At 71.3% G+C, this 17,918-nt stretch carries 17 protein-coding genes and 1 pseudogene; 10 read left to right on the top strand and 8 right to left on the bottom strand.

Going from position 1 to position 17,918, the window contains the following annotated elements:
* The first annotated feature begins 787 nt into the window (after positions 1-787).
* Complete coding sequence (locus AAW14_RS29220; protein WP_265567108.1) at positions 788-3,988, top strand: tetratricopeptide repeat protein; 3,201 nt, start codon at positions 788-790, stop codon at positions 3,986-3,988.
* Positions 3,989-4,934: 946 nt separating this feature from the next.
* Here AAW14_RS29220 and AAW14_RS29215 read toward each other — a convergent pair.
* Together AAW14_RS29215 and mca are read right to left on the bottom strand one after the other, a co-directional pair.
* On the bottom strand, positions 4,935-5,192 hold the full coding sequence (locus AAW14_RS29215) for a hypothetical protein (protein WP_265567107.1): 258 nt from the start codon (positions 5,190-5,192) through the stop codon (positions 4,935-4,937).
* Between the two features lie 12 nt (positions 5,193-5,204).
* On the bottom strand, positions 5,205-6,077 hold the full coding sequence (gene mca / locus AAW14_RS29210; RefSeq protein WP_265567106.1) for a mycothiol conjugate amidase Mca: 873 nt from the start codon (positions 6,075-6,077) through the stop codon (positions 5,205-5,207).
* Positions 6,078-6,231: 154 nt separating this feature from the next.
* On the opposite strand from mca, the gene AAW14_RS29205 reads away from it, so the two are divergent.
* Entirely contained in the window at positions 6,232-6,630 is a 399-nt protein-coding gene (locus tag AAW14_RS29205) for a DUF4307 domain-containing protein (RefSeq protein ID WP_265567105.1), read from the top strand.
* A 168-nt stretch (positions 6,631-6,798) separates the two neighbouring features.
* Positions 6,799-7,296: a transcription elongation factor GreA gene (gene greA / locus AAW14_RS29200; RefSeq protein WP_265567102.1), complete on the top strand. Its 498-nt coding sequence runs from the start codon at positions 6,799-6,801 to the stop codon at positions 7,294-7,296.
* Positions 7,297-7,435: 139 nt separating this feature from the next.
* Here greA and AAW14_RS29195 read toward each other — a convergent pair whose 3' ends face one another.
* The 3 genes from AAW14_RS29195 to ilvA all read right to left on the bottom strand — a co-directional run bounded on the left by AAW14_RS29195 (position 7,436) and on the right by ilvA (position 10,636).
* On the bottom strand, positions 7,436-8,293 hold the full coding sequence (locus AAW14_RS29195; RefSeq protein ID WP_265567101.1) for an ABC transporter permease: 858 nt from the start codon (positions 8,291-8,293) through the stop codon (positions 7,436-7,438).
* A complete protein-coding gene (locus AAW14_RS29190) occupies positions 8,290-9,300 on the bottom strand; it encodes an ATP-binding cassette domain-containing protein (RefSeq protein ID WP_265567100.1) in 1,011 nt (336 codons plus the stop codon). Before AAW14_RS29190 ends, AAW14_RS29195 begins: the two co-directional genes overlap by 4 nt.
* Before the next feature lie 106 nt (positions 9,301-9,406).
* On the bottom strand, positions 9,407-10,636 hold the full coding sequence (ilvA, locus tag AAW14_RS29185; RefSeq protein ID WP_265567098.1) for a threonine ammonia-lyase: 1,230 nt from the start codon (positions 10,634-10,636) through the stop codon (positions 9,407-9,409).
* A gap of 147 nt (positions 10,637-10,783) precedes the next feature.
* Here ilvA and AAW14_RS29180 point away from each other — a divergent pair, with 147 nt between their 5' ends.
* The 3 genes from AAW14_RS29180 to AAW14_RS29170 all read left to right on the top strand — a co-directional run bounded on the left by AAW14_RS29180 (position 10,784) and on the right by AAW14_RS29170 (position 12,332).
* On the top strand, positions 10,784-11,305 hold the full coding sequence (locus tag AAW14_RS29180; RefSeq protein WP_265567096.1) for a MarR family winged helix-turn-helix transcriptional regulator: 522 nt from the start codon (positions 10,784-10,786) through the stop codon (positions 11,303-11,305).
* A 213-nt stretch (positions 11,306-11,518) separates the two neighbouring features.
* Positions 11,519-12,022, top strand: coding sequence for a sigma factor-like helix-turn-helix DNA-binding protein (locus AAW14_RS29175; RefSeq protein WP_265567094.1), 504 nt, complete (start codon positions 11,519-11,521; stop codon positions 12,020-12,022).
* A gap of 61 nt (positions 12,023-12,083) precedes the next feature.
* Positions 12,084-12,332: a hypothetical protein gene (locus AAW14_RS29170; protein WP_265567091.1), complete on the top strand. Its 249-nt coding sequence runs from the start codon at positions 12,084-12,086 to the stop codon at positions 12,330-12,332.
* A 68-nt stretch (positions 12,333-12,400) separates the two neighbouring features.
* On the opposite strand, the gene AAW14_RS29165 is transcribed toward AAW14_RS29170, so the two are convergent.
* Positions 12,401-13,555, bottom strand: coding sequence for a cystathionine gamma-synthase (locus AAW14_RS29165; protein WP_265567089.1), 1,155 nt, complete (start codon positions 13,553-13,555; stop codon positions 12,401-12,403).
* Positions 13,556-13,741: 186 nt separating this feature from the next.
* Between AAW14_RS29165 and AAW14_RS29160 the strand changes: the two genes are divergently transcribed.
* Positions 13,742-14,860, top strand: coding sequence for a hypothetical protein (locus AAW14_RS29160; protein WP_265567086.1), 1,119 nt, complete (start codon positions 13,742-13,744; stop codon positions 14,858-14,860).
* 141 nt (positions 14,861-15,001) lie between these two features.
* Positions 15,002-15,205: pseudogene (locus AAW14_RS29155) on the top strand (peptide-methionine (S)-S-oxide reductase); the annotation flags it as partial.
* 113 nt (positions 15,206-15,318) lie between these two features.
* Here the strand turns inward: AAW14_RS29155 and msrA are convergent.
* Positions 15,319-15,831, bottom strand: coding sequence for a peptide-methionine (S)-S-oxide reductase MsrA (gene msrA / locus AAW14_RS29150; protein WP_265567084.1), 513 nt, complete (start codon positions 15,829-15,831; stop codon positions 15,319-15,321).
* A gap of 322 nt (positions 15,832-16,153) precedes the next feature.
* Here msrA and AAW14_RS29145 point away from each other — a divergent pair, with 322 nt between their 5' ends.
* Positions 16,154-16,747: a DUF4291 domain-containing protein gene (locus AAW14_RS29145; RefSeq protein ID WP_265567083.1), complete on the top strand. Its 594-nt coding sequence runs from the start codon at positions 16,154-16,156 to the stop codon at positions 16,745-16,747.
* A 105-nt stretch (positions 16,748-16,852) separates the two neighbouring features.
* Positions 16,853-17,191 (top strand): hypothetical protein, encoded by a 339-nt coding sequence (locus AAW14_RS29140; RefSeq protein ID WP_265567081.1) that lies wholly within the window; start codon positions 16,853-16,855, stop codon positions 17,189-17,191.
* A 76-nt stretch (positions 17,192-17,267) separates the two neighbouring features.
* On the opposite strand, the gene AAW14_RS29135 is transcribed toward AAW14_RS29140, so the two are convergent.
* Positions 17,268-17,912 carry a CBS domain-containing protein gene (locus tag AAW14_RS29135; RefSeq protein ID WP_265567079.1) on the bottom strand — a complete coding sequence of 215 codons (645 nt, stop codon included), beginning with the start codon at positions 17,910-17,912 and terminating at the stop codon, positions 17,268-17,270.
* Positions 17,913-17,918 lie beyond the last annotated feature (6 nt).

Here is a 17,918-nt window from a genome sequence, read left to right as displayed (position 1 = left end):
TCCAAGCCAGCCATTACCGTCGACAAAGTCGCGAATCAAACAATGGAAATCACGATTGGCACCGGTGGCCGAGCGTGTGAGCCCAGGAACGCAGGTTCAGCTCTTTCGGTTCCGGCAGACCGCCCAGGCGCCAGCAGGAAGTGAGGGCGCGCAGGTGGGCATTCACGGGGCAAGGCGGATGCTGTCGAAGTCCTTTATGCGGTAGTCGATGCCGCCGGAGTCGCCGGCGCAGTTGGGGACCTATTCGGTTGACGCATTTTGTGTTCGTCGACAGCAGGACCTGAAGAGGGGTGTCGAAGAACTGTCGGCTGGTCCAGTCTCTCAGCCCGGCCGATACCCGGTAGCCGGGTCCGAACCACTCGGCGCCCGAGGTGGCCGCGACGAAGGCCCCGACGTCGCGACGCATGAGCGTGCGGGCGGCCTCGGCCGCTGCCGCTGCTGGACGTCGCCTCCGGCCGTCCCGTCCGGTCCACTCGCCAGGACCGAGGCGATGATCCCCACCACGGTATGACGATGCCGACGACCCACCAGGCCCAGCGGGGCTGCTGCGGCGCGCCGGCCGATGTCCCCTCCCCGGCGCCGTTGGTCGAATGCCCTTCCAGTCCCTCTCGGTTGTGCTGATCACGATAGACACTGAAAGCCCATCGGTCAGATGCGCCCCTTGGCCCACGTCACCGAACGACCCTGCTCCGTACGGCGATCGCCTCCACCGGTGACACCCTCGCGCTCGAGTGCCCCACGAAGGACACTGGAGGGGAACGGAGTTGACGCCGGAGGGGGACGTGACATGCGGGACAGCCACCGGGCGGAAGCCGAGCGGCTGTTGGCACGGGCCGTGGAGGAGGAGGTGCGCCGCTCGGGCGGCCGCACCGACGGGGCCGTACTTCTGTCGCGGGCGCGCGCCGCGCTCGACGACATGCAGCAGACGGCCGAGGAGGAGTACGAGGCGTTCACACGCGCCCTGGACGAGTCGGAGGCCGGCCGGCTGACGTTCGGCCAGCGGTATGCGCAGGAGGGCGCCGGAACGGCCCTCCTGGTCGCCGCCGTCGCCGCGGTCGCGGCCTGTGCGGCGGACCTCGTGCTGGGCACGGACGGCGGGACGGCACTCGGCACCGGCGTCACCGTAGGGGTCGTGGGCGCCGCGGCCACCGTGGTGAAGGTGACCGCGTCCCATCTTCCGGCGGCCAGCCGACGGGCCGGCGCGCTCGGCCAGCCGGGCGGCCCCGAGCAGCTGCGACTGCAGTGGCTGACCGCCCTCGAGGTGCGCGGCATCCGCCCCTTCCTCGACCAGCAGCGGGTGATCGTCGCGTCCACGGCACCCAAGAAGAGCGCGCCCAGACTGCGCGGCAGCGACAAGAGCGCGGCGGCCCGCAGGCGTACCGTGCTCGAGCAGTCGTTCGGTCACCTTCCGGAGCCGGCGGGACCGTTCGCGGGCCGGCGGCAGGAGCTGGCGCGGATCCGGCAGTGGGTCCAGGCTGCCCGCGCGAGCACGGAGACCGAACCGTCGGTGGTCGTGCTGCACGGCGCGCCGGGCTCGGGGCGCACGACGCTCGCGATCCGCGCCGCGCACGACCTCAGGGACCACTTCCGCGGCGCGTGCGTCGTGGACCTGCGCGGCGACAGCACCGAGGAACCCCCGCTGGCGACCCGCGACGCCCTGCTGCATCTGCTCAACCGGCTCGGCGCGCCTCGCGAGCAGCTCCTGTTCCGCGAGCGCTCCGCACCCGACCAGCAGCTCAAGCGGCTGAGTGAGCTGTACCACCAGCATCTGACGGGTCTGCCGGTCACGATCGTGCTCGACGACGCCTCGGACCCCGAGCAGGTCCGCGCCCTCGTCCCGGAGCGCTCCGAGAGCCTGGTGATCGTCACCGCCCGGGCGCCCCTCGACCTGCCCGCGGACCTCCCGGCACGGGTGCACCAACTCCCGGTCGAGGCACTGGACGCGGCGGGCGCGGAGGAACTGCTGGGCGCGGCGGCCCAGGACAACTCGGGGCCCTACGACGCCGAGGCCGCCGACCGCACCAGGGAGCTGTGCGGCGGCCTGCCTCTGGCCCTGCGTATCGCGGGCTCGTCCCTGGGCCCGCGCAGCGCGCGGCAGCTGGCCACGGACCTCGGTGCATACGGCCCGGTGGAGCCGGTGGAGCGCGCCCTGTGGCTGCGCTACACGGACCAGCCGGAAGCGGCCCGGCGGCTGCTGCGGCGGCTCGCGCTGGCGGGCCGCACCTCACTGGGCGCGGCCGCGGCGGCGGCCCTGCTGGCCACGGACGAGAAGGAGGCGACGCGGCATCTGCAGACGCTGTCCAGCGCGGGACTGATCGACCATGTACGCGGCAGCCGCTACCGCCTGCACGACCTCGTACGGGCCTTCGCCCAGGCCCGGCTCCTCGACGAGGAGGAGCCGGCCGAGCGTACGGCCGCGCAGGAACGCCTGATCGTGAACTACGCGGAGCTGGCGGACTCGGTGCTGCGCCTGGTGGACGGCAACACGTCGACCCGCTCGGACCGCTTCGGCCCCCACGGCTTCACCTCGCTGGATGCGGCGCTGCGCTGGCTGGACGACGAGTCGAGCTTCATCACCGCGGCCCTGCGGCATGCGGAGGGTGTCGACCAGTCGGCGGTGCTGAACCTCCTGGGCGCCCTGTGCGACTACTGCCTGCTGCGCGGTGACCTCTACCGGCTGGGTGAGATCAGCGAGCTGACGCAGGCCGTAGGCCAGGGCCTGCTGGTGCGCTCGGTGCAGTGGCGTACGGGCATCGCGGCCCGTCAGCTGGGCGAGCTGGACAAGGCCCGGACGACGCTGGCCTCGGTGGTCGACCTCTATTTCGAGGCGCGCCACGACGCGGGCGCGGCCAGGGCGTTGTGCTCCCTCGGCATCACCCTCCACCACCAGGGCAACCTCACGGAGGCGGCGGCCAAGCTCCAGGAGGCGCTGGATCTCCAGGCCTCCCCGGAGCTGGCCGCGGACCGCGCGTGGACGATGCACGCGCTGGCGGCGGTGGAGCGCGACCGGGCACGGCTCGCCCCGTCGCTGGACCTGCTCACCCGTGCCCTGGTGCTGCACGGGGAGAACGAGTCGGTGCACGGCGAGGCCTGGGCCCACTTCCATCTGGGGCAGCTGGCCCTGCGCATGGGGGACGTACCGCGGGCGGAGAGCGAGCTGCGTACGGCGCTGGATCTGTACACCCGCACCCATGACGCGCGCGGCGAGGCCTGGGCGCTGACGCAGCTGGCCCGTGCCCGTCTGGTCGCCTCGGACGCCTCCACGGCGGCCGACGCCCTGCGCCGGGCCGCCGGCCGCCACCGGGAGAACGAGGACGCACGGGGCGAGGCCTGGTCGGTCTACTACCTCGGCCAGGCCCTGGAGGAGACGGGCGACCTGGACCAGGCGGTCCGCGAGCTGGAACGCTCGCGCACGATGTTCTCGCGGATGCGGGACGTCTACGGTCTGGCCTGCGCCCGCCATCACTCGGCGCGGGTGACCCGTGACCAGCGGGCGGCGCAGACGGGCTCGTTGCGGAACTCGGGCTTCGCCCGGCAGCTGCTGGTGGACGCGAGGGCGGACTTCCAGCGCATCGGCGTGGCTCATGGCGAGGCGTGGACGTGCCTGGAACTGGCGGTGGTGGACGCCGGCAACGCCCGCACCCAGCAGGCGCTGGCCCTGTGCGACGAGGCGGTGGGCCTGTTCACCTCGTACGGCGACCGCAGGGGCGAGGACTGGGCGCGCTTCCTTCGCTGCAGCCTGCTTCCCTACGCCTCCCCGGGCGGTACCGAGGTGGGCACGGCCGTGGCCCAGGAGGAGCTCGTCCAGCTGTCCCGAACGGGCCACCCGGTGCGGGACGAGAAGCTGGACGAGTACGTGGGCGCCTATCAGCTGCTGCTGGAACGCGGCGTGCAGCTGGAGGACGGCTGGCAGGCGTGGCGCCTGGGCATGGTGCCGGGACGGCACGCCCGGGAGGTGATGGGGGTGGCGGTGGCCGCGGAGAGCTGACGACCAGGCGGTGTCCGGCCACGCGCGCGGGTCGGCGCGCGGCGTCCGGTGCAGGCGGCACCTCCCGGCGGTAGCCGGGTAGCTGGGAGGTGCATCGTGGGAGGATCTCCGCGTTCCGGGGGTAGTCGGCCCGGCGTTCCGGGCGGACGCGGGCCGCGCGTTCCGGGCGTAGTCGCCCCGGCGTTCCAGGCGGACGCGGGCCGCGCGTTCCGGGCGTAGTCGCCCCGGCGTTCCAGGCGGACGCGGGCCGCGCGTTCCGGGGGTAGTCGGCCCGGCGTTCCGGGCGGACGCGGGCCGCGCGTTCCGGGCGTAGTCGCCCCGGCGTTCCAGGCGGACGCGGGCCGCGCGTTCCGGGCGTAGTCGCCCCGGCGTTCCAGGCGGACGCGGGCCGCGCGTTCCGGGCCTAGTCGCCCCGGCGTTCCAGGCGGACGCGGGCCGCGCGTTCCGGGCGTAGTCGCCCCGGCGTTCCAGGCGGACGCGGGCCGCGCGTTCCGGGCCTAGTCGCCCCGGCGTTCCAGGCGGACGCGGGCCGCGCGTTCCGGGCGTAGTCGCCCCGGCGTTCCGGGCGGACGCGGGCCGCGCGTTCCGGGCGGACGCGCGTACCGGGCGTACCCGGGTGATCCGACAACGCGGCGAGGTGCCTACCTGGACTGGCGTCGCGCGCCCGGCCGGAATGGTGACACACGCCCGGGGCCGGCCCGGCAACGTCGCGCAATTCGATGTCCACCGCGATGCCGGGGAACCGCGGCGGTGCAGCCCGGCGGTCCGGAGGCCGCCGAGGGGGCGGACCCGCTGAACGACGCCGCCCCGGGCCGAGGGCACTCCCCCGGCGGAGCCGCACACGTCACGGGCCGGAGCCCGCAGGGACGGGCCGTCCCTGCTGGTACGGACACGTCCTCACAGGGACGGGTCGGCCTCATAGACGGGGACGTCGGTCCGGGACGGGTCAGCCCCGCTGGGCCTTGGGTGCGCCCTTGGCCGTGCCCGAGGCCTCCGTGGCGTCCTCGCCGGAGGCATCCGCCTCCTTGAAGTCCACCTTCCGCATGTGCTTGTTCATGGACTTCATCAGTCCCCACACCGCCAGTGCCATCACCGCGAAGACGATGAAACCGAGGACGCCGGGGGTGACCTTGTTCTGGTCGACCTCGGCGAGGGGGACCAGGTGCGTCATCGCCAGGCTCACGCTTGCGCTCATGTCAGGCATTGTCCCTCAGGGCTAGCGGATGCCTGCAAAGAGGTCGTCCTCCGGGAGGGAAGTGTCCACGAGCGACTTCGCCAGCTCGTACTCCTCCGTCGGCCAGACCTCCTTCTGCAGGTCCAGCGGGACACGGAACCAGCCGCCGTCGGGGTCGATCTGCGTGGCGTGCGCGATCAGCGCCTTGTCGCGGATCTCGAAGAAGTCCGCGCACGGGATGTGGGTCGTCAGCGTGCGCGGGGCACGCGCGAACTCGTCCCACCGCTTGAGCCACTCCCCGTACGGCGACTCCAGACCCCGCTCGAGCAGCGCGTTGTGCAGCGCCTCGGTGCGGGGGCGGTTGAAGCCCTGGTTGTAGTACAGCTTCTGCGGCTGCCAGGCCGCACCGAACTCCGCCTCCGGGTACTTCTCCGTGTCCGCCGCGCCGTCGAACGCCACCATCGAGATCTTGTGGGTCATGATGTGGTCGGGGTGGGGATAGCCGCCGTTCTCGTCATAGGTGGTGATCACCTGCGGACGGAACGCGCGGATCCTGCGGACCAGTTCGCCCGCCGCCTTGTCGACGTCCTCCAGTGCGAAGCAGCCCTCGGGGAGCGGGGGCAGCGGGTCGCCCTCCGGCAGACCGGAGTCGACGAAGCCCAGCCAGTCCTGCTTGACGCCGAGGATCTCCCGGGCCTCGTCCATCTCCTTCTTGCGCACCTCGTGGATGTGCTCCTCGATGTACTTGTCGCCCTGGAGCTTCGGGTTGAGGATGGAGCCGCGTTCCCCGCCCGTGCAGGTCACCACCAGCACGTCCACCCCCTCGGACACGTACTTCGCCATGGTGGCCGCGCCCTTGCTCGACTCGTCGTCGGGGTGGGCGTGCACAGCCATCAGTCGCAGTTGGTCAGTCAAGACTCGATCCTCAGTAAGTCGGCAAGTCGGCGCCCGTGCGATTCGGCGTCTCGGGCGGCTTCTATAGTGACCGAATCGGGGGGCGAAAAATTCCGGGTCCGGTCCCCGGACGTCCCTTCCGGGACATCCGTCCGCCCCTGCCGAGAGGACGATCATGAGCACGGCGAGCACGCGGCTGCCCGAGGGCCGCTACGGCCGCGCGGCGGACGAGCGCGCCGACCGCACCCTCAAGATCGTCGGCAGTGCGCTGGGGGTGGTCCTGCTGCTCCTCGTCGGCTGGTTCGGATACCACTACGTGGCCCAGAACAAGATCAGCGGCCAGGTCATCGCCTTCGAGGCCTCGCACGACGCGGTCAGGGTCCATCTCGAGGTGCGCAAGGACGCGGACGCCTCCGGCTACTGCACCCTGCGCTCCCAGGCGGCGGACGGTACCGAGGTGGGCCGCGCGGACTTCCGCTTCGGCGGGCACACCACGCGTATCGACCAGGTCGTCACGCTGCGTACCACGGCTCCGGGCACCACCGCGGAGCTGCTCGGCTGTCACACGAGCTGACGTCACCCTTGTCACCCAAGGCCTGACCTGCACTGACGTAATTCTGATGGCTTATGTCCTCCCCCTTCGGCCTCTGAATTGTTAGGCTCGTGGTTTCGCCCACCCATGGACGAACATTCTTCTGGGTAGGGCGATGCTTTGTATTCCCAGTACCGACGAGGAGCACCTGTGACCCAGACCAGCGAGAACGTCACCTGGCTGACCCAGGAGGCGTACAACCAGCTCAAGGCCGAGCTGGAGTACCTTTCTGGTCCCGCGCGCACGGAGATCGCCGCCAAGATCGCGGCCGCGCGCGAGGAGGGCGACCTGCGTGAGAACGGCGGGTACCACGCGGCCAAGGAGGAGCAGGGCAAGCAGGAGCTCCGTGTGCGCCAGCTGACCCAGCTCCTGGAGAACGCCAAGGTCGGCGAGGCTCCGGCGGCCGATGGCGCGGTGGCGCCCGGCATGGTCGTCACCATCGCCTTCGACGGTGACGAGGACGACACCCTGACCTTCCTGCTCGCGTCCCGCGAGTACGCGAGCTCCGACATCGAGACCTACTCACCGCAGTCCCCGCTGGGCACGGGCGTCAACGGCAAGAAGGTCGGTGAGGACGCCGAGTACGAGCTGCCGAACGGCAAGAAGGCTGCGGTGAAGATCCTCAAGGCCGAGCCCTACCAGGGCTGAGCCCCCGAACCCCTTCGGCAGGCCCCCGGCGTCCTCGGGACACCGGGGGCCTTTGCATGCCCGGATCGGCTTCGGCCCGGTCGGGGCTCCACCCGCCCGAGTCGGGGGTGGCTTACCGGCCCGGGCCGGAGGGCGCCGCTCAGGCCGTCGCCGAGCGGTACTTGCGGACCGCCAGGGTCCGGAATATCGCGATGATCAGGACCGAGTAGATCAGCGAGGCCCAGACGGGGTGGGCCATGGGCCAGGCGTCCGACGGCGAGGCCCCCGGGTTGCCGAAGAGCGTGCGGCAGGCCTGCACGGTTGCGCTGAACGGGTTCCACTCGGCGATGTGCCGCAGCCAGGGCGTCATATGACTGGAGTCGACGAACGCGTTCGAGATGAACGTGACAGGGAACAGCCAGATCAGCCCGCCGGAGGTGGCCGCCTCCGGCGTACGCACCGAGAGGCCGATCAGCGCGCCGATCCAGGTGAAGGCGTACCCGGTCAGGAGCAGCAGGCCGAAGGCGGCGAGCACCTTACCGGCGTTGGTGCCGGCGTCGGAGCCCACCCGCCAGCCGACCAGCAGGGCGACGACCGCGAGGACCAGCAGGGTCAGTGCGGTCTGTACGAGGTCGGCGAGCGTCCGCCCGGTGAGCACCGCGCCCCGGGCCATGGGCAGGGAGCGGAAGCGGTCGATGAGCCCCTTGTGCATGTCGTCGGCGATGCCCGCGCCGGCTCCCGCCGTGGCGAACGTGACGGTCTGGGCGAAGATGCCCGCCATCAGGAAGTTGCGGTAGGCCGCGGGGCTGTTGCTGCCGCCTATCTCCATCGAGCCGCCGAAGACATAGCTGAACAGCACGACGAACATGATCGGCTGGATCAGCCCGAAGATCACCATCTCCGGGATCCGGGTCATGCGGATCAGATTGCGCTTGGCGACGACCAGCGAGTCCCGGACGGACTGGCTGAAGACGTTCGAGGACGCCGCGGCGGGCACCGCTTCGGGGCCGGAACTCATTGGGCGGTCTCCTTTGTGCGCTTGCGGGCCTTGGGGTTGGCGACCGTGCCGTTCTCCTCGGGCTTCTCCTCGGCGGCGTGGCCGGTCAGGGACAGGAAGACGTCGTCCAGAGTGGGGCGGCGCAGTCCTATGTCGTCCATCTCGATGCCCCGGGAGTCCAGCTCCCGGATGACCTCGGCGAGGAGCTTGGGGCCGCCGGTGACGGGAACGGTGAGCTTGCGGGTGTGCTCCTCGACCGTGGTGTCGCCCTTGCCGAAGCCGCGCAGCACCTCGGCGGCGGCCGTGATGTGCTCGCGCTCGTGCACGACGACCTCGACGCGCTCTCCACCCGTCCGCGCCTTGAGCTGGTCGGAGGTGCCGCGGGCGATGACACGGCCGTGGTCGACCACACAGATGTCATGGGCCAGGTGGTCGGCCTCTTCGAGATACTGGGTGGTCAGCAGCAGCGTCGTCCCGCCCGAGACAAGCTGTTTGATCACGTCCCACAGCTGCTGGCGGTTGCGCGGGTCGAGGCCGGTCGTGGGCTCGTCCATGAACATAACGGGGGGCCTGACCACCAGCGCCGCCGCGAGGTCGAGGCGGCGGCGCATACCGCCGGAGTACGTCTTCGTGGGGCGGTCGGCGGCGTCGGTGAGGTTGAACTGCTCCAGCAGCTCGACGGCCCGCTGCTTGGCCGCCTTCGCCCTCATCTGGTACAGCTGCCCCACCATCTGGAGGTTCTCGCGGCCGGTCAGGTACTCGTCGACCGCGGCGAACTGCCCGGACAGACCGACCGAGCGGCGCACCGCGTCGGGATGCTTGAGCACGTCGATCCCCGCGACGACCGCCGTGCCGCTGTCGGGGCGCAGCAGGGTCGTCAGACAGCGGACCGTGGTGGTCTTGCCCGCTCCGTTCGGTCCGAGGAGGCCCAGCACGGTGCCCTCGGGGACATCGAGGTCGACGCCGTCCAGAGCCTTTACGTCGCCGAAGGTCTTCACCAGGCCTTCGGCATAGATGGCGCCCGGCATATGAGTTCTCCACGTCGTCGGGGATTGGCGAGGTGCCCACCATAAACGCGATGTATCGCGTCTCTCAATGGATTTTCCCACCCGGCTACGACAACGTGCCCCGGCCTCAGCCGATGACCGTGTAACCCGCCTCCCGCAGCGCGTGGCCTAGCTCGGCGCAGTGCTCCGGACCCTTCGTCTCCAGATGCAGTTCGACCTCCGCCTCCGTGAGCCCGAGCCGCGGGTCGGTCCGCACATGGCTCACGTCCAGGACGTTGGCGTCGGCCGCCGACAGCACGGCGAGAAGCGTCGCGAGGGCGCCCGGACGGTCGGTCAGCCGCAGCCGCACGGCGAGGAAGCGGCCCTGCGCGGCCATGCCGTGCCGCAGGATGCGCTGCAGCAGCAGCGGATCGACGTTGCCGCCGGACAGCACCGCGACCACCGGTCCCTCGCAGGCGCCGGGGTCACTGAGCAGCGCGGCCACGGGGCTCGCCCCGGCCGGCTCGACAACCAGCTTGGCCCGCTCGAGGCAGAGCAGCACGGCGGCCGACAGCGCGTCCTCGGAGACCGTACGGACCTCGTCCACCAGATCGTGGACGATCCGGAACGGCACGTCACCGGGCCGCCCCACCTTGATCCCGTCGGCCATCGTGGCCGACGTCTCGACCGACACCGGGCGCCCGGCCGCCAGCGACGGCGGATAGGCGGCCGCGCCCTCCGCCTGCACTCCCACCACCCGCACGTCCGGGCGCAGCGCCTTCACCGCGGTGGCAATACCGGCGGCCAGCCCGCCGCCCCCGATACCGACGACGACCGTGCGCACCTCCGGGCACTGCTCCAGGATCTCGAGGCCGACCGTGCCCTGTCCCGCGACGATGTCCGGGTGGTCGAACGGGTGGATGAACACCGCGCCCGTCTCGGCCGCGTACTCCTGGGCGGCGGCCAGCGTCTCGTCCACGACCTGGCCGTGCAGCCGCACCTCGGCGCCGTACTCGCGGGTCGCGCTGATCTTCGGCAGCGGGGCGCCCTTCGGCATGAAGACCGTGGAATGCACACCGAGCAGCGCGGACGCCAGGGCGACGCCCTGCGCGTGGTTGCCCGCGCTCGCGGCGACGACACCCGCGGCCCGCTCCTCGGGCAGCAGCCCCGCGATCCGCACGTACGCGCCACGCAGCTTGAACGACCCGGTCCGCTGCAGGTTCTCGCACTTGAGGTGCACCGGCGCGCCGACCAGCTGGGACAGATGCCTGCTTCCCTCCATCGCGGTGACGCGTGCGACGCCCGAGAGCATCTTCTGGGCGCCGCGTACGTCGTCCAGCGTCACCGTCGGCAAGGAGTCGGCCGTGCTGTAGCTCATGAACACCAGTCTCGCAGTTCACGCCCGTCCGCAGCGGGTGTGACCAAGGGCCGGGACCGGGTTTGCGCAGCGAAGGTACACCCCGCGCCCCGGCCGCGTACCCTGTCCCCCAACCCAGCTCCCCACGCATGAAGTGAGCCCCCGGCCATGCCCACACCTGAAATGTCGATGGACATGACGACCGTCGGTGACACCGGTCTTCTGGACACGCTGCAGCACGAGGTCGCGGTGTTCGCACGCCGTGCCGAACAGACGCGGCTCGGCGGGGTCGGGCAGGTGCGCAACTCCATGGACCGCGCCGCGTACCTGCTGCTCAACCGCCTCGACAAAGAGGGCCCGATGGGTGTCAAGGCGCTCGCCGCGAGCATGGGCATCGACTCCTCGACGGTCACCCGGCAGGTGGCCCCGCTCGTCGACACCGGTCTCGTCAAGCGCACCTCGCACCCCGAGGACGGCCGCGCCGTGGTGCTCCAGCTCTCCCCCCGCGGGCTGTCCCGCCTGGAGGAAGTGCGCTCCTCCAGGCGACAGCTGATGGCCGAACTGACGCACGACTGGACGCCGGAGGAGCGCGAGGCGTTCTGCACGCTGCTCACCCGCTTCAACGTCGCCCTCTCCGCCCGCCAGGCCGCACAGGGCGTTCCGGTGGCGGAGTCCGAGCCGACGTCCTGAGCCCAGGGGCATGTCGTACGTCATCACGGCGACATGCCCGCGAGTGGGGGCTCCCGGCTCTTGACCCCCGGGGCGCACCCGGTCTCATATGAGAGCGGGACCCTTCCGTACGCGGTCCGAAGCGCCGTACGCGCCCTTCTTTCGGGCGTAGCGTCCGCTTCCGCGCACGGCGGGTCCCGATCCCCTCAGGATCGCCCTCAGGCGGGAGGAGCGGTGCGAGAACGGCATGCGTCCCGAGGCGCCCGCCGAGCCCGGGAGTTCGAGGAGTTCGTCGCGGGCGCGGCCGGACGGCTGCTGCACGCCGCCACGCTGCTCACCGCGGAGGCCCCGGACGACAACCCCCGCGCGCGCCGGCTGCTCACCCTCGCCCTCGCCCAGACGTACGCCTCCTGGGACCGGCTGCGCGGCGAGGACCCCTACGACCGGGCACGCCAGCACCTGGCCACCCGCTTCGCGCGCGGGGCGTGGCACCAGTACGGGGCGCTCGGCCGGCACCGGCCGCACTCCGCCAGCGTCCTCGCGGACCTGTCGCCCCAGGAGCGGCTCGTCCTCGTTCTCCGGTTGTACGAGGGCGTCGCCGAGGAACAGACGGCCGCCCTGCTGGGGCTGCCCACCGAGCGCGTGCGCACGATCTGTGCACGGGCCATGGCGACCCTGCTGCATCCCCCGCGGGAGCCGGCACCCTCGGTACCGGGCGCGAAGGTGGCGCCGTCGTGAGAGTGCCCTGCCGCGCCCCGAGCGTCGCTCCTCGGGAGCCGTGCGGCAACGGAGGTGACCGGTGAACCTGCCCGAGCGGGAAGCGGCCGTGCGGCGGATGCTGGAGCGGACACCGCCCCCCGTGCCGCCCGATCTGCACGCGGAGGTGGTACGGCGCGGCAGCCGCATGCTGCGCCGCCGGACGACGGCGCGCCGCCTGCTGTGGCTGGTGCTGCTCGCCGCCGCCCTCGCCTTCACGATCTGGGCGTCGGTCGCCCGGCCCTGGGTGGAGCCGCCGTCGACGACGACTCCCCCCGTCAGCGACTGGTGAGAACCGGCACCCGGTGACACCTGGCAACCGGTGGGGCCCGGAAACCGGTGAGACCGCTGGGACCGCGCTCAGCCGAGGGCCTGCTGCAGGTCCGCCAGCAGGTCGTCGACGTTCTCGATGCCCACGGAGAGCCGGACGAGATCCGCGGGAACCTCCAGGGCCGAGCCGGCCGCCGACGCGTGAGTCATGCGCCCCGGGTGCTCGATCAGGGACTCCACACCGCCCAGGGACTCACCGAGCGTGAACACCTTGGCGCGGTTGCAGACCTCCACGGCCGCTTCCTCGCCGCCCTCGACCTGGAAGGAGACCATGCCGCCGAACGACTTCATCTGCTTCGCCGCGATCTCGTGACCGGGGTGCTCAGGCAGACCGGGGTACAGCACACGCGTCACGCGCGCGTGCCGGGTGAGCATGTCGGCGACCTTGGCGGCGTTCTCGCTGTGCCGGTCCATACGGACGGCGAGCGTCTTGGTGCCGCGCAGCACCAGCCAGGAGTCGAAGGGGCCCGCGACCGCGCCCATCGCGTTCTGGTGGTACGCCAACTGCTCGCCCAGCTCCCGGTCGTTCACGATCAGCGCACCGCCGACGACATCGGAGTGGCCGCCCATGTACTTGGTCAGGGAGTGCACGACGACATCCGCGCCCAGCGAGAGCGGCTGCTGCAGATAGGGGGTCGCGAACGTGTTGTCGACGACGAGCCGGGCGCCCGCGTCACGGGCGATCTGGGCGAGGGCGGCGATGTCGGTGATGCCGAGCAGCGGGTTCGAGGGCGTCTCCACCCAGACGGCCTTGGTCTTGGGGGTGAGCGCGGCTCGTACCGCCGCCGGATCGCTGGTGTCGGCGACCGACCAGTCCACCCCCCACCGCGACACGACCTTGGCGAAGAGGCGGAACGTACCGCCGTACGCGTCGTTCGGGATGACCACGTGGTCGCCGGGGCTGAGCAGCGTACGCAACAGGCAGTCCTCGGCCGCCAGTCCGGACGCGAACGCGAGACCGCGAAGGCCGCCCTCGAGGGCGGCGAGGTTCTCCTCCAGCGCCGTCCTGGTCGGGTTGGCGCTGCGGCTGTACTCGTATCCGCCGCGCAGCCCGCCGACGCCGTCCTGCTTGTAGGTGGAGACCTGGTAGATCGGCGGGACGACCGCCCCGGTGAGAGGGTCTGCGGTGTTCCCCGCGTGAATCGCGAGGGTCTCGAAATGCTGACTGATGTGCCTGTCGCTCATGGGAACCGAGGGTAGTGCGCCCGCGACGGGGATGACGCCGCGCGGGACCACGGGCGTCGAAAGGGGGAGTGACGGCGGTGGCGACCTCGGCTGCGAGGGCGACTGCGACATCGTTTGCGACGTGGTTTTCCACAGGCGCGGAGACCGGGTTGGCCAAGTGTCGGAGCGGTCTGGTTCGCTTGGGACATGGCGATTCTCTGGGTCCTGATGGCGCTGGCGCTGTTCAGCATTGTCCTGCTGCCCGTCCTCATGCGCAGGCGCTCGGGCATCCAGCAGGTCGCTCCGGGCGACCCGGACGCCGCGGACCCGGCGAACTACGGCTTTGTGCGCCAGGAGGAGCTGGACGTCCGGATGCCCGGCCCCGACCAGGACCTGCTGGACGTCCTGGACGTCGTCCAGCGCTCCCAGGACCACCGCGCGGCCGCACAGCTCCTCGCCGGCACGGAGCCCGAGGGCGAGACGCGCTGGCAGCGCGTGCAGGCCTTCGCGGGTGCCGCGTCCCTGGAGCTGCAGCAGCGGCCCGGCGGGGTGAGCGAGACGCCGGGCGGTCAGTGGCTGCGGGTGTGGCGGGCCGAGGCCCCCAAGGACGCGGGCAGTGCGGCCGTGCACGCGGAGTTCCTGGCGCAGCAGGCGTGGCGCACGTCGACGCCGGGGACGGACGAGTTCCGCATCATCATGGAGGAGGCGAAGGCGGCATGCGCGGAGGCGGCGCTGCTGGCCCCCGGTGACCCCGTCCCGTACATCGTCGAGCTCTCGGTGGCCCGCGGACTCGGCTACCCGCAGCCGGAGTTCGAGCAGCTGTGGCTGAGGATCCTGGACCGCGCGCCGACCCACATGGGAGCCCACCTGGCGGCGCTGCACTACTGGTGCGAGAAGTGGCACGGCTCCCGGGAGCTGGCGTACTCCTTCGCCGAGGCGGCCGCGGCCCGGGCGCCCCGGGGTTCCCTGCTGGCCGCCATGCCCCTCTTCGCGGTCTTCGAGCACCTGCCCGAGGTGAACCTGGTCAGCAGCTTCTACCGGAGCGAGGTCGTCACGAAGGCGATCCACGGCGCCCTCTACGCGGTGCAGTCGGCTCGCGCGGACGACCCGATGCTGGCGCACGTCCGCCATCTGCTGATGTTCTTCCTGGTCCGCGGCGAGCGCTGGACGGAGGCGATGGCGCAACTGGTCCACGTCGACGGCCATGTGGGCGCTCTCCCCTGGACCCTCACCGCCGACCCGGCCGCGGACTACGCGATCTACCGCGCTCTGGCGGTGGCGGGCTACGAGGCGAACGGAGGAAGCCCGGCCACGCTGCCCCACTGACCACGGCCACGGCCACGAAGAGCTGTCCGCCCGGTGCGACAGCCCGGTGCGACAGGGGGCTGCTCGGTACGGCAAAGGCACGGCTCGGGGCGCGCAGAGGCGCCGCGGCACCGAACCGGGCCGCCGCCCGGAATTCCCGGAGGAGCGCGCACCACCACGGAACTGCTCCCGGCGGAGGGCCGCGAGTTCTACCCGGCGGAGGGCTATCACCAGCAGTACCTTTCGGACACCAAGAACCCGGGCGGGTACTGCGGGCTCGGCGGGACGGGGGTCAAGCTAAGTACCCCGTTCGAGACGAACTCGGGCGCGCCTTGCCCCACCGGTGCCACCACGACCGACGGCTGAGCCGCACGGCTTCCGCATCGAAGGTCCCAGCTCGGCGATGGGGGCAACGACGCGACCCGCGGCCGAGCGGCCCTCCACCTTCACCCGGCCACCTTCACCCGGCCACCTCGTGGTCAGCCCTCCGCACGGGCGGGCAGCCGCCATCCCCGGCGCGGGAAGTGGCAGGTGTAGCCGTCCGGGTAACGCTGCAGGTAGTCCTGGTGCTCGGGCTCGGCCTCCCAGAAGGGGCCGACCGGCTCCACTTCGGTGACGACCTTGCCGGGCCACAGTCCGGAGGCGTCCACATCAGCGATCGTGTCCTCGGCGATCCGCTTCTGCTCGTCGTCCACGTAGTAGATCGCCGAGCGGTAACTGAGGCCGATGTCATTGCCCTGGCGGTTCTTGGTGCTCGGGTCGTGGATCTGGAAGAAGAACTCCAGGAGCGCACGGAAGTCGGTCTTCGCCGGGTCGAAAAGGATCTCAATGGCCTCCGCGTGCGTGCCGTGGTTGCGGTACGTCGCATTGGGCACATCACCCCCCGTGTAACCGACCCGGGTCGCCGTCACGCCCGGGAGTCGGCGGATCAGCTCCTCCATCCCCCAGAAGCATCCGCCTGCCAGCACGGCCCTCTGCGTCTGCGCAGTCATTACGACCCTCCAATTTCTGTCAGCTCCGCGGCATCCCTGCCCGCTGTCCTCAACGCGCGAGGCCTCCAGGCGATTCCGAGACCGCCCGACCCGCCCTGCGGTCGACGACCACCGGCCGCCGCGAGGAGCGCACCCGTACCAGGCGGACTCGGGGACCTATTCCCCCGGCAGGTATCGCTCCGGAAGCCACGGACGAGCTGGCCGTAGGCTCCGAAGAGCCGTGGCACCGGCCATCCGTACGGTGCTGCGGCCGGACCTCTCGCGGCGAACGGCAGTCAAAAATCAGTGGCCGCCTGAACCGGTCGACCCCACGCTGTACGCCATGGAAGAACCGCAACGCAGGATCCGTGCGGCCCACTCGGAATCCACGATCACCGTCTACCAGGCGTACTCCCCGGACATCGGCCTGCCTGCTGTTCGCGACGGCCGATTCCCCGCCGTGTGGAAGCGGGACAGGATGACGTGGATCAAGCCGTCGTTCCTGTGGATGATGTACCGCTGCGGCTGGGGTGCGAAAGCAGGGCAGGAGACCGTTCTCGCTGTCGAGATCACCCGCGACGGCTTCGAGTGGGCGCTGCGCCACGCCTGCCTGTCGAGCTACGCCCGCGAGGTCCACCCCGACCGCGCCACCTGGCAGCGTCAGCTGAAGCGCGCGCCCACCCGCGTGCAGTGGGACCCAGAGCGGGACCTGCACCTGCAACCCCTGCCGTATCGGTCGCTGCAACTCGGCCTCTCCGGTGAGGCCGCAGGACGCTACGCGGACGAGTGGACGGTCGCCATCCGCGACGTGACCCCACTCGCCCACGAGATCCAGGTCCTCGTCAGTGGTGGGGACCTGGACTCCGCCGCCAGGCTGATGCCCCAGGAACGCCCCTATCCCATCGAAGACGATCTCCTTGCCCACCTGTGCGGATGACGGGCTGGTCCACCTCGCCGGCTCCGGCCCATGGGTCACGTGGCAGCACAGGCTCGGCGGGACAGGTGTCTCCTGCCCGATCGGCGTCGCGAAGTTCACCGAAGAGTGAGCGCCGCGCTCCCGGGGGATCAGGCCAAGGGACTTGATCTCCCGGACCTTCTCGCGGACATCCACCGACGCCCGGGCGCCCACGGCCTGGACGGCTCCTTCTGGAACTGCGAGACATTTCTGAACGGCTACCACGAGGGCAGCCGCCGCACGGCACTCGCGGGCTTCCGCGAGTGGCCGGCCGAGGAGCTGGGCCACGGCGGCAATCTCATCTGGGAAGCACTCGTCCTCCGGCTCGTGCTGCCGGAGGTCGACGCATCGCGCTTCCGGTCACTGAGCGTAGACGAAGACGCAGCCGTGGTGACCGGGCTGGTCAGGCTGGGGGCGGTTCCGTGAGCTCCGGACGTCGGGCGACCAAGAAGGGGCGTAGAGCCCTACTTGCATTGGCTCCGGCGTACGAAGTCACCAACGGCTAGCCCGCCCGGGCAGCGGCCAGGTGGGCGTCCACCTCGACGACACCGTCGACGCCCTGGCACAGCCCCACGACCACCGGGACGAGGCGCGGTTCCGGGACATGACCCCGCAGGGTGACGGCCCCGTCCCGGACCTCGATCGCGACGGTGCCCTCTTCCAGGCCGAGGATGCGCCCCAGGACGTCCCTCTCGACCTCGCCGCGGATCTCGGCGTCCGAGCGGATGAAGGCGTCCAGCAGGTCGCTGCGGCTGACGATTCCGGTGAGGAGTCCGTCGTCGTCGATCACCGGCAGTTGCTTGACGTGCCGCCTGCGGAGTTCCCGCGCGGTCCGGGGGATCGTCCAGTCGGCACGGGCCGTGAAGGCGGGGCTGCTCATGAGCGCGCCCGCGGTCCGGGCCCGGGCCTTTCCCCAGGCGCTCTCGTCGTTCCCGTCCAGCCCCTGCGGATCAGGCATGCCCGTCTCGTGCCGCAGTACGTCGGACGAGGACACGACGCCGATGGGGGCGCCCTCGTCGTCGATGACCGGGGCCGCGGCGATGTCGTTCGCGTCCAGCAGGACTGCGATCTCGTGGAAGGGTGTGTCGGGGCGGAGGGTGATGACCTCCTCGGTCATCACGTCACCGACCGTGCGGCGGTGCAGCATGACATC

The sequence above is a fragment of the Streptomyces hygroscopicus genome, from assembly GCF_026168105.1.
Taxonomy (GTDB): Bacteria; Actinomycetota; Actinomycetes; order Streptomycetales; family Streptomycetaceae; genus Streptomyces; species Streptomyces hygroscopicus_D.
The sequence above is the reverse complement of the archived record's forward strand: the minus strand, read 5'-3'. Positions and strand labels throughout refer to the sequence as shown.

Excerpts from the sequence above, each read along its gene's own strand:
- AAW14_RS29135 (WP_265567079.1), bottom strand. The coding sequence starts at position 17,912 with ATGCTGCACCGCCGCACGGTCGGTGACGTGATGACCGAGGAGGTCATC.
- AAW14_RS29205 (WP_265567105.1), top strand. The coding sequence starts at position 6,232 with ATGAGCACGGCGAGCACGCGGCTGCCCGAGGGCCGCTACGGCCGCGCG.
- AAW14_RS29215 (WP_265567107.1), bottom strand. The coding sequence starts at position 5,192 with ATGCCTGACATGAGCGCAAGCGTGAGCCTGGCGATGACGCACCTGGTC.
- AAW14_RS29190 (WP_265567100.1), bottom strand. The coding sequence starts at position 9,300 with ATGCCGGGCGCCATCTATGCCGAAGGCCTGGTGAAGACCTTCGGCGAC.
- AAW14_RS29165 (WP_265567089.1), bottom strand. The coding sequence starts at position 13,555 with ATGAGCGACAGGCACATCAGTCAGCATTTCGAGACCCTCGCGATTCAC.
- AAW14_RS29180 (WP_265567096.1), top strand. The coding sequence starts at position 10,784 with ATGCCCACACCTGAAATGTCGATGGACATGACGACCGTCGGTGACACC.
- AAW14_RS29145 (WP_265567083.1), top strand. The coding sequence starts at position 16,154 with ATGGAAGAACCGCAACGCAGGATCCGTGCGGCCCACTCGGAATCCACG.
- AAW14_RS29160 (WP_265567086.1), top strand. The coding sequence starts at position 13,742 with ATGGCGATTCTCTGGGTCCTGATGGCGCTGGCGCTGTTCAGCATTGTC.
- AAW14_RS29195 (WP_265567101.1), bottom strand. The coding sequence starts at position 8,293 with ATGAGTTCCGGCCCCGAAGCGGTGCCCGCCGCGGCGTCCTCGAACGTC.
- ilvA (WP_265567098.1), bottom strand. The coding sequence starts at position 10,636 with ATGAGCTACAGCACGGCCGACTCCTTGCCGACGGTGACGCTGGACGAC.
- msrA (WP_265567084.1), bottom strand. The coding sequence starts at position 15,831 with ATGACTGCGCAGACGCAGAGGGCCGTGCTGGCAGGCGGATGCTTCTGG.
- AAW14_RS29220 (WP_265567108.1), top strand. The coding sequence starts at position 788 with ATGCGGGACAGCCACCGGGCGGAAGCCGAGCGGCTGTTGGCACGGGCC.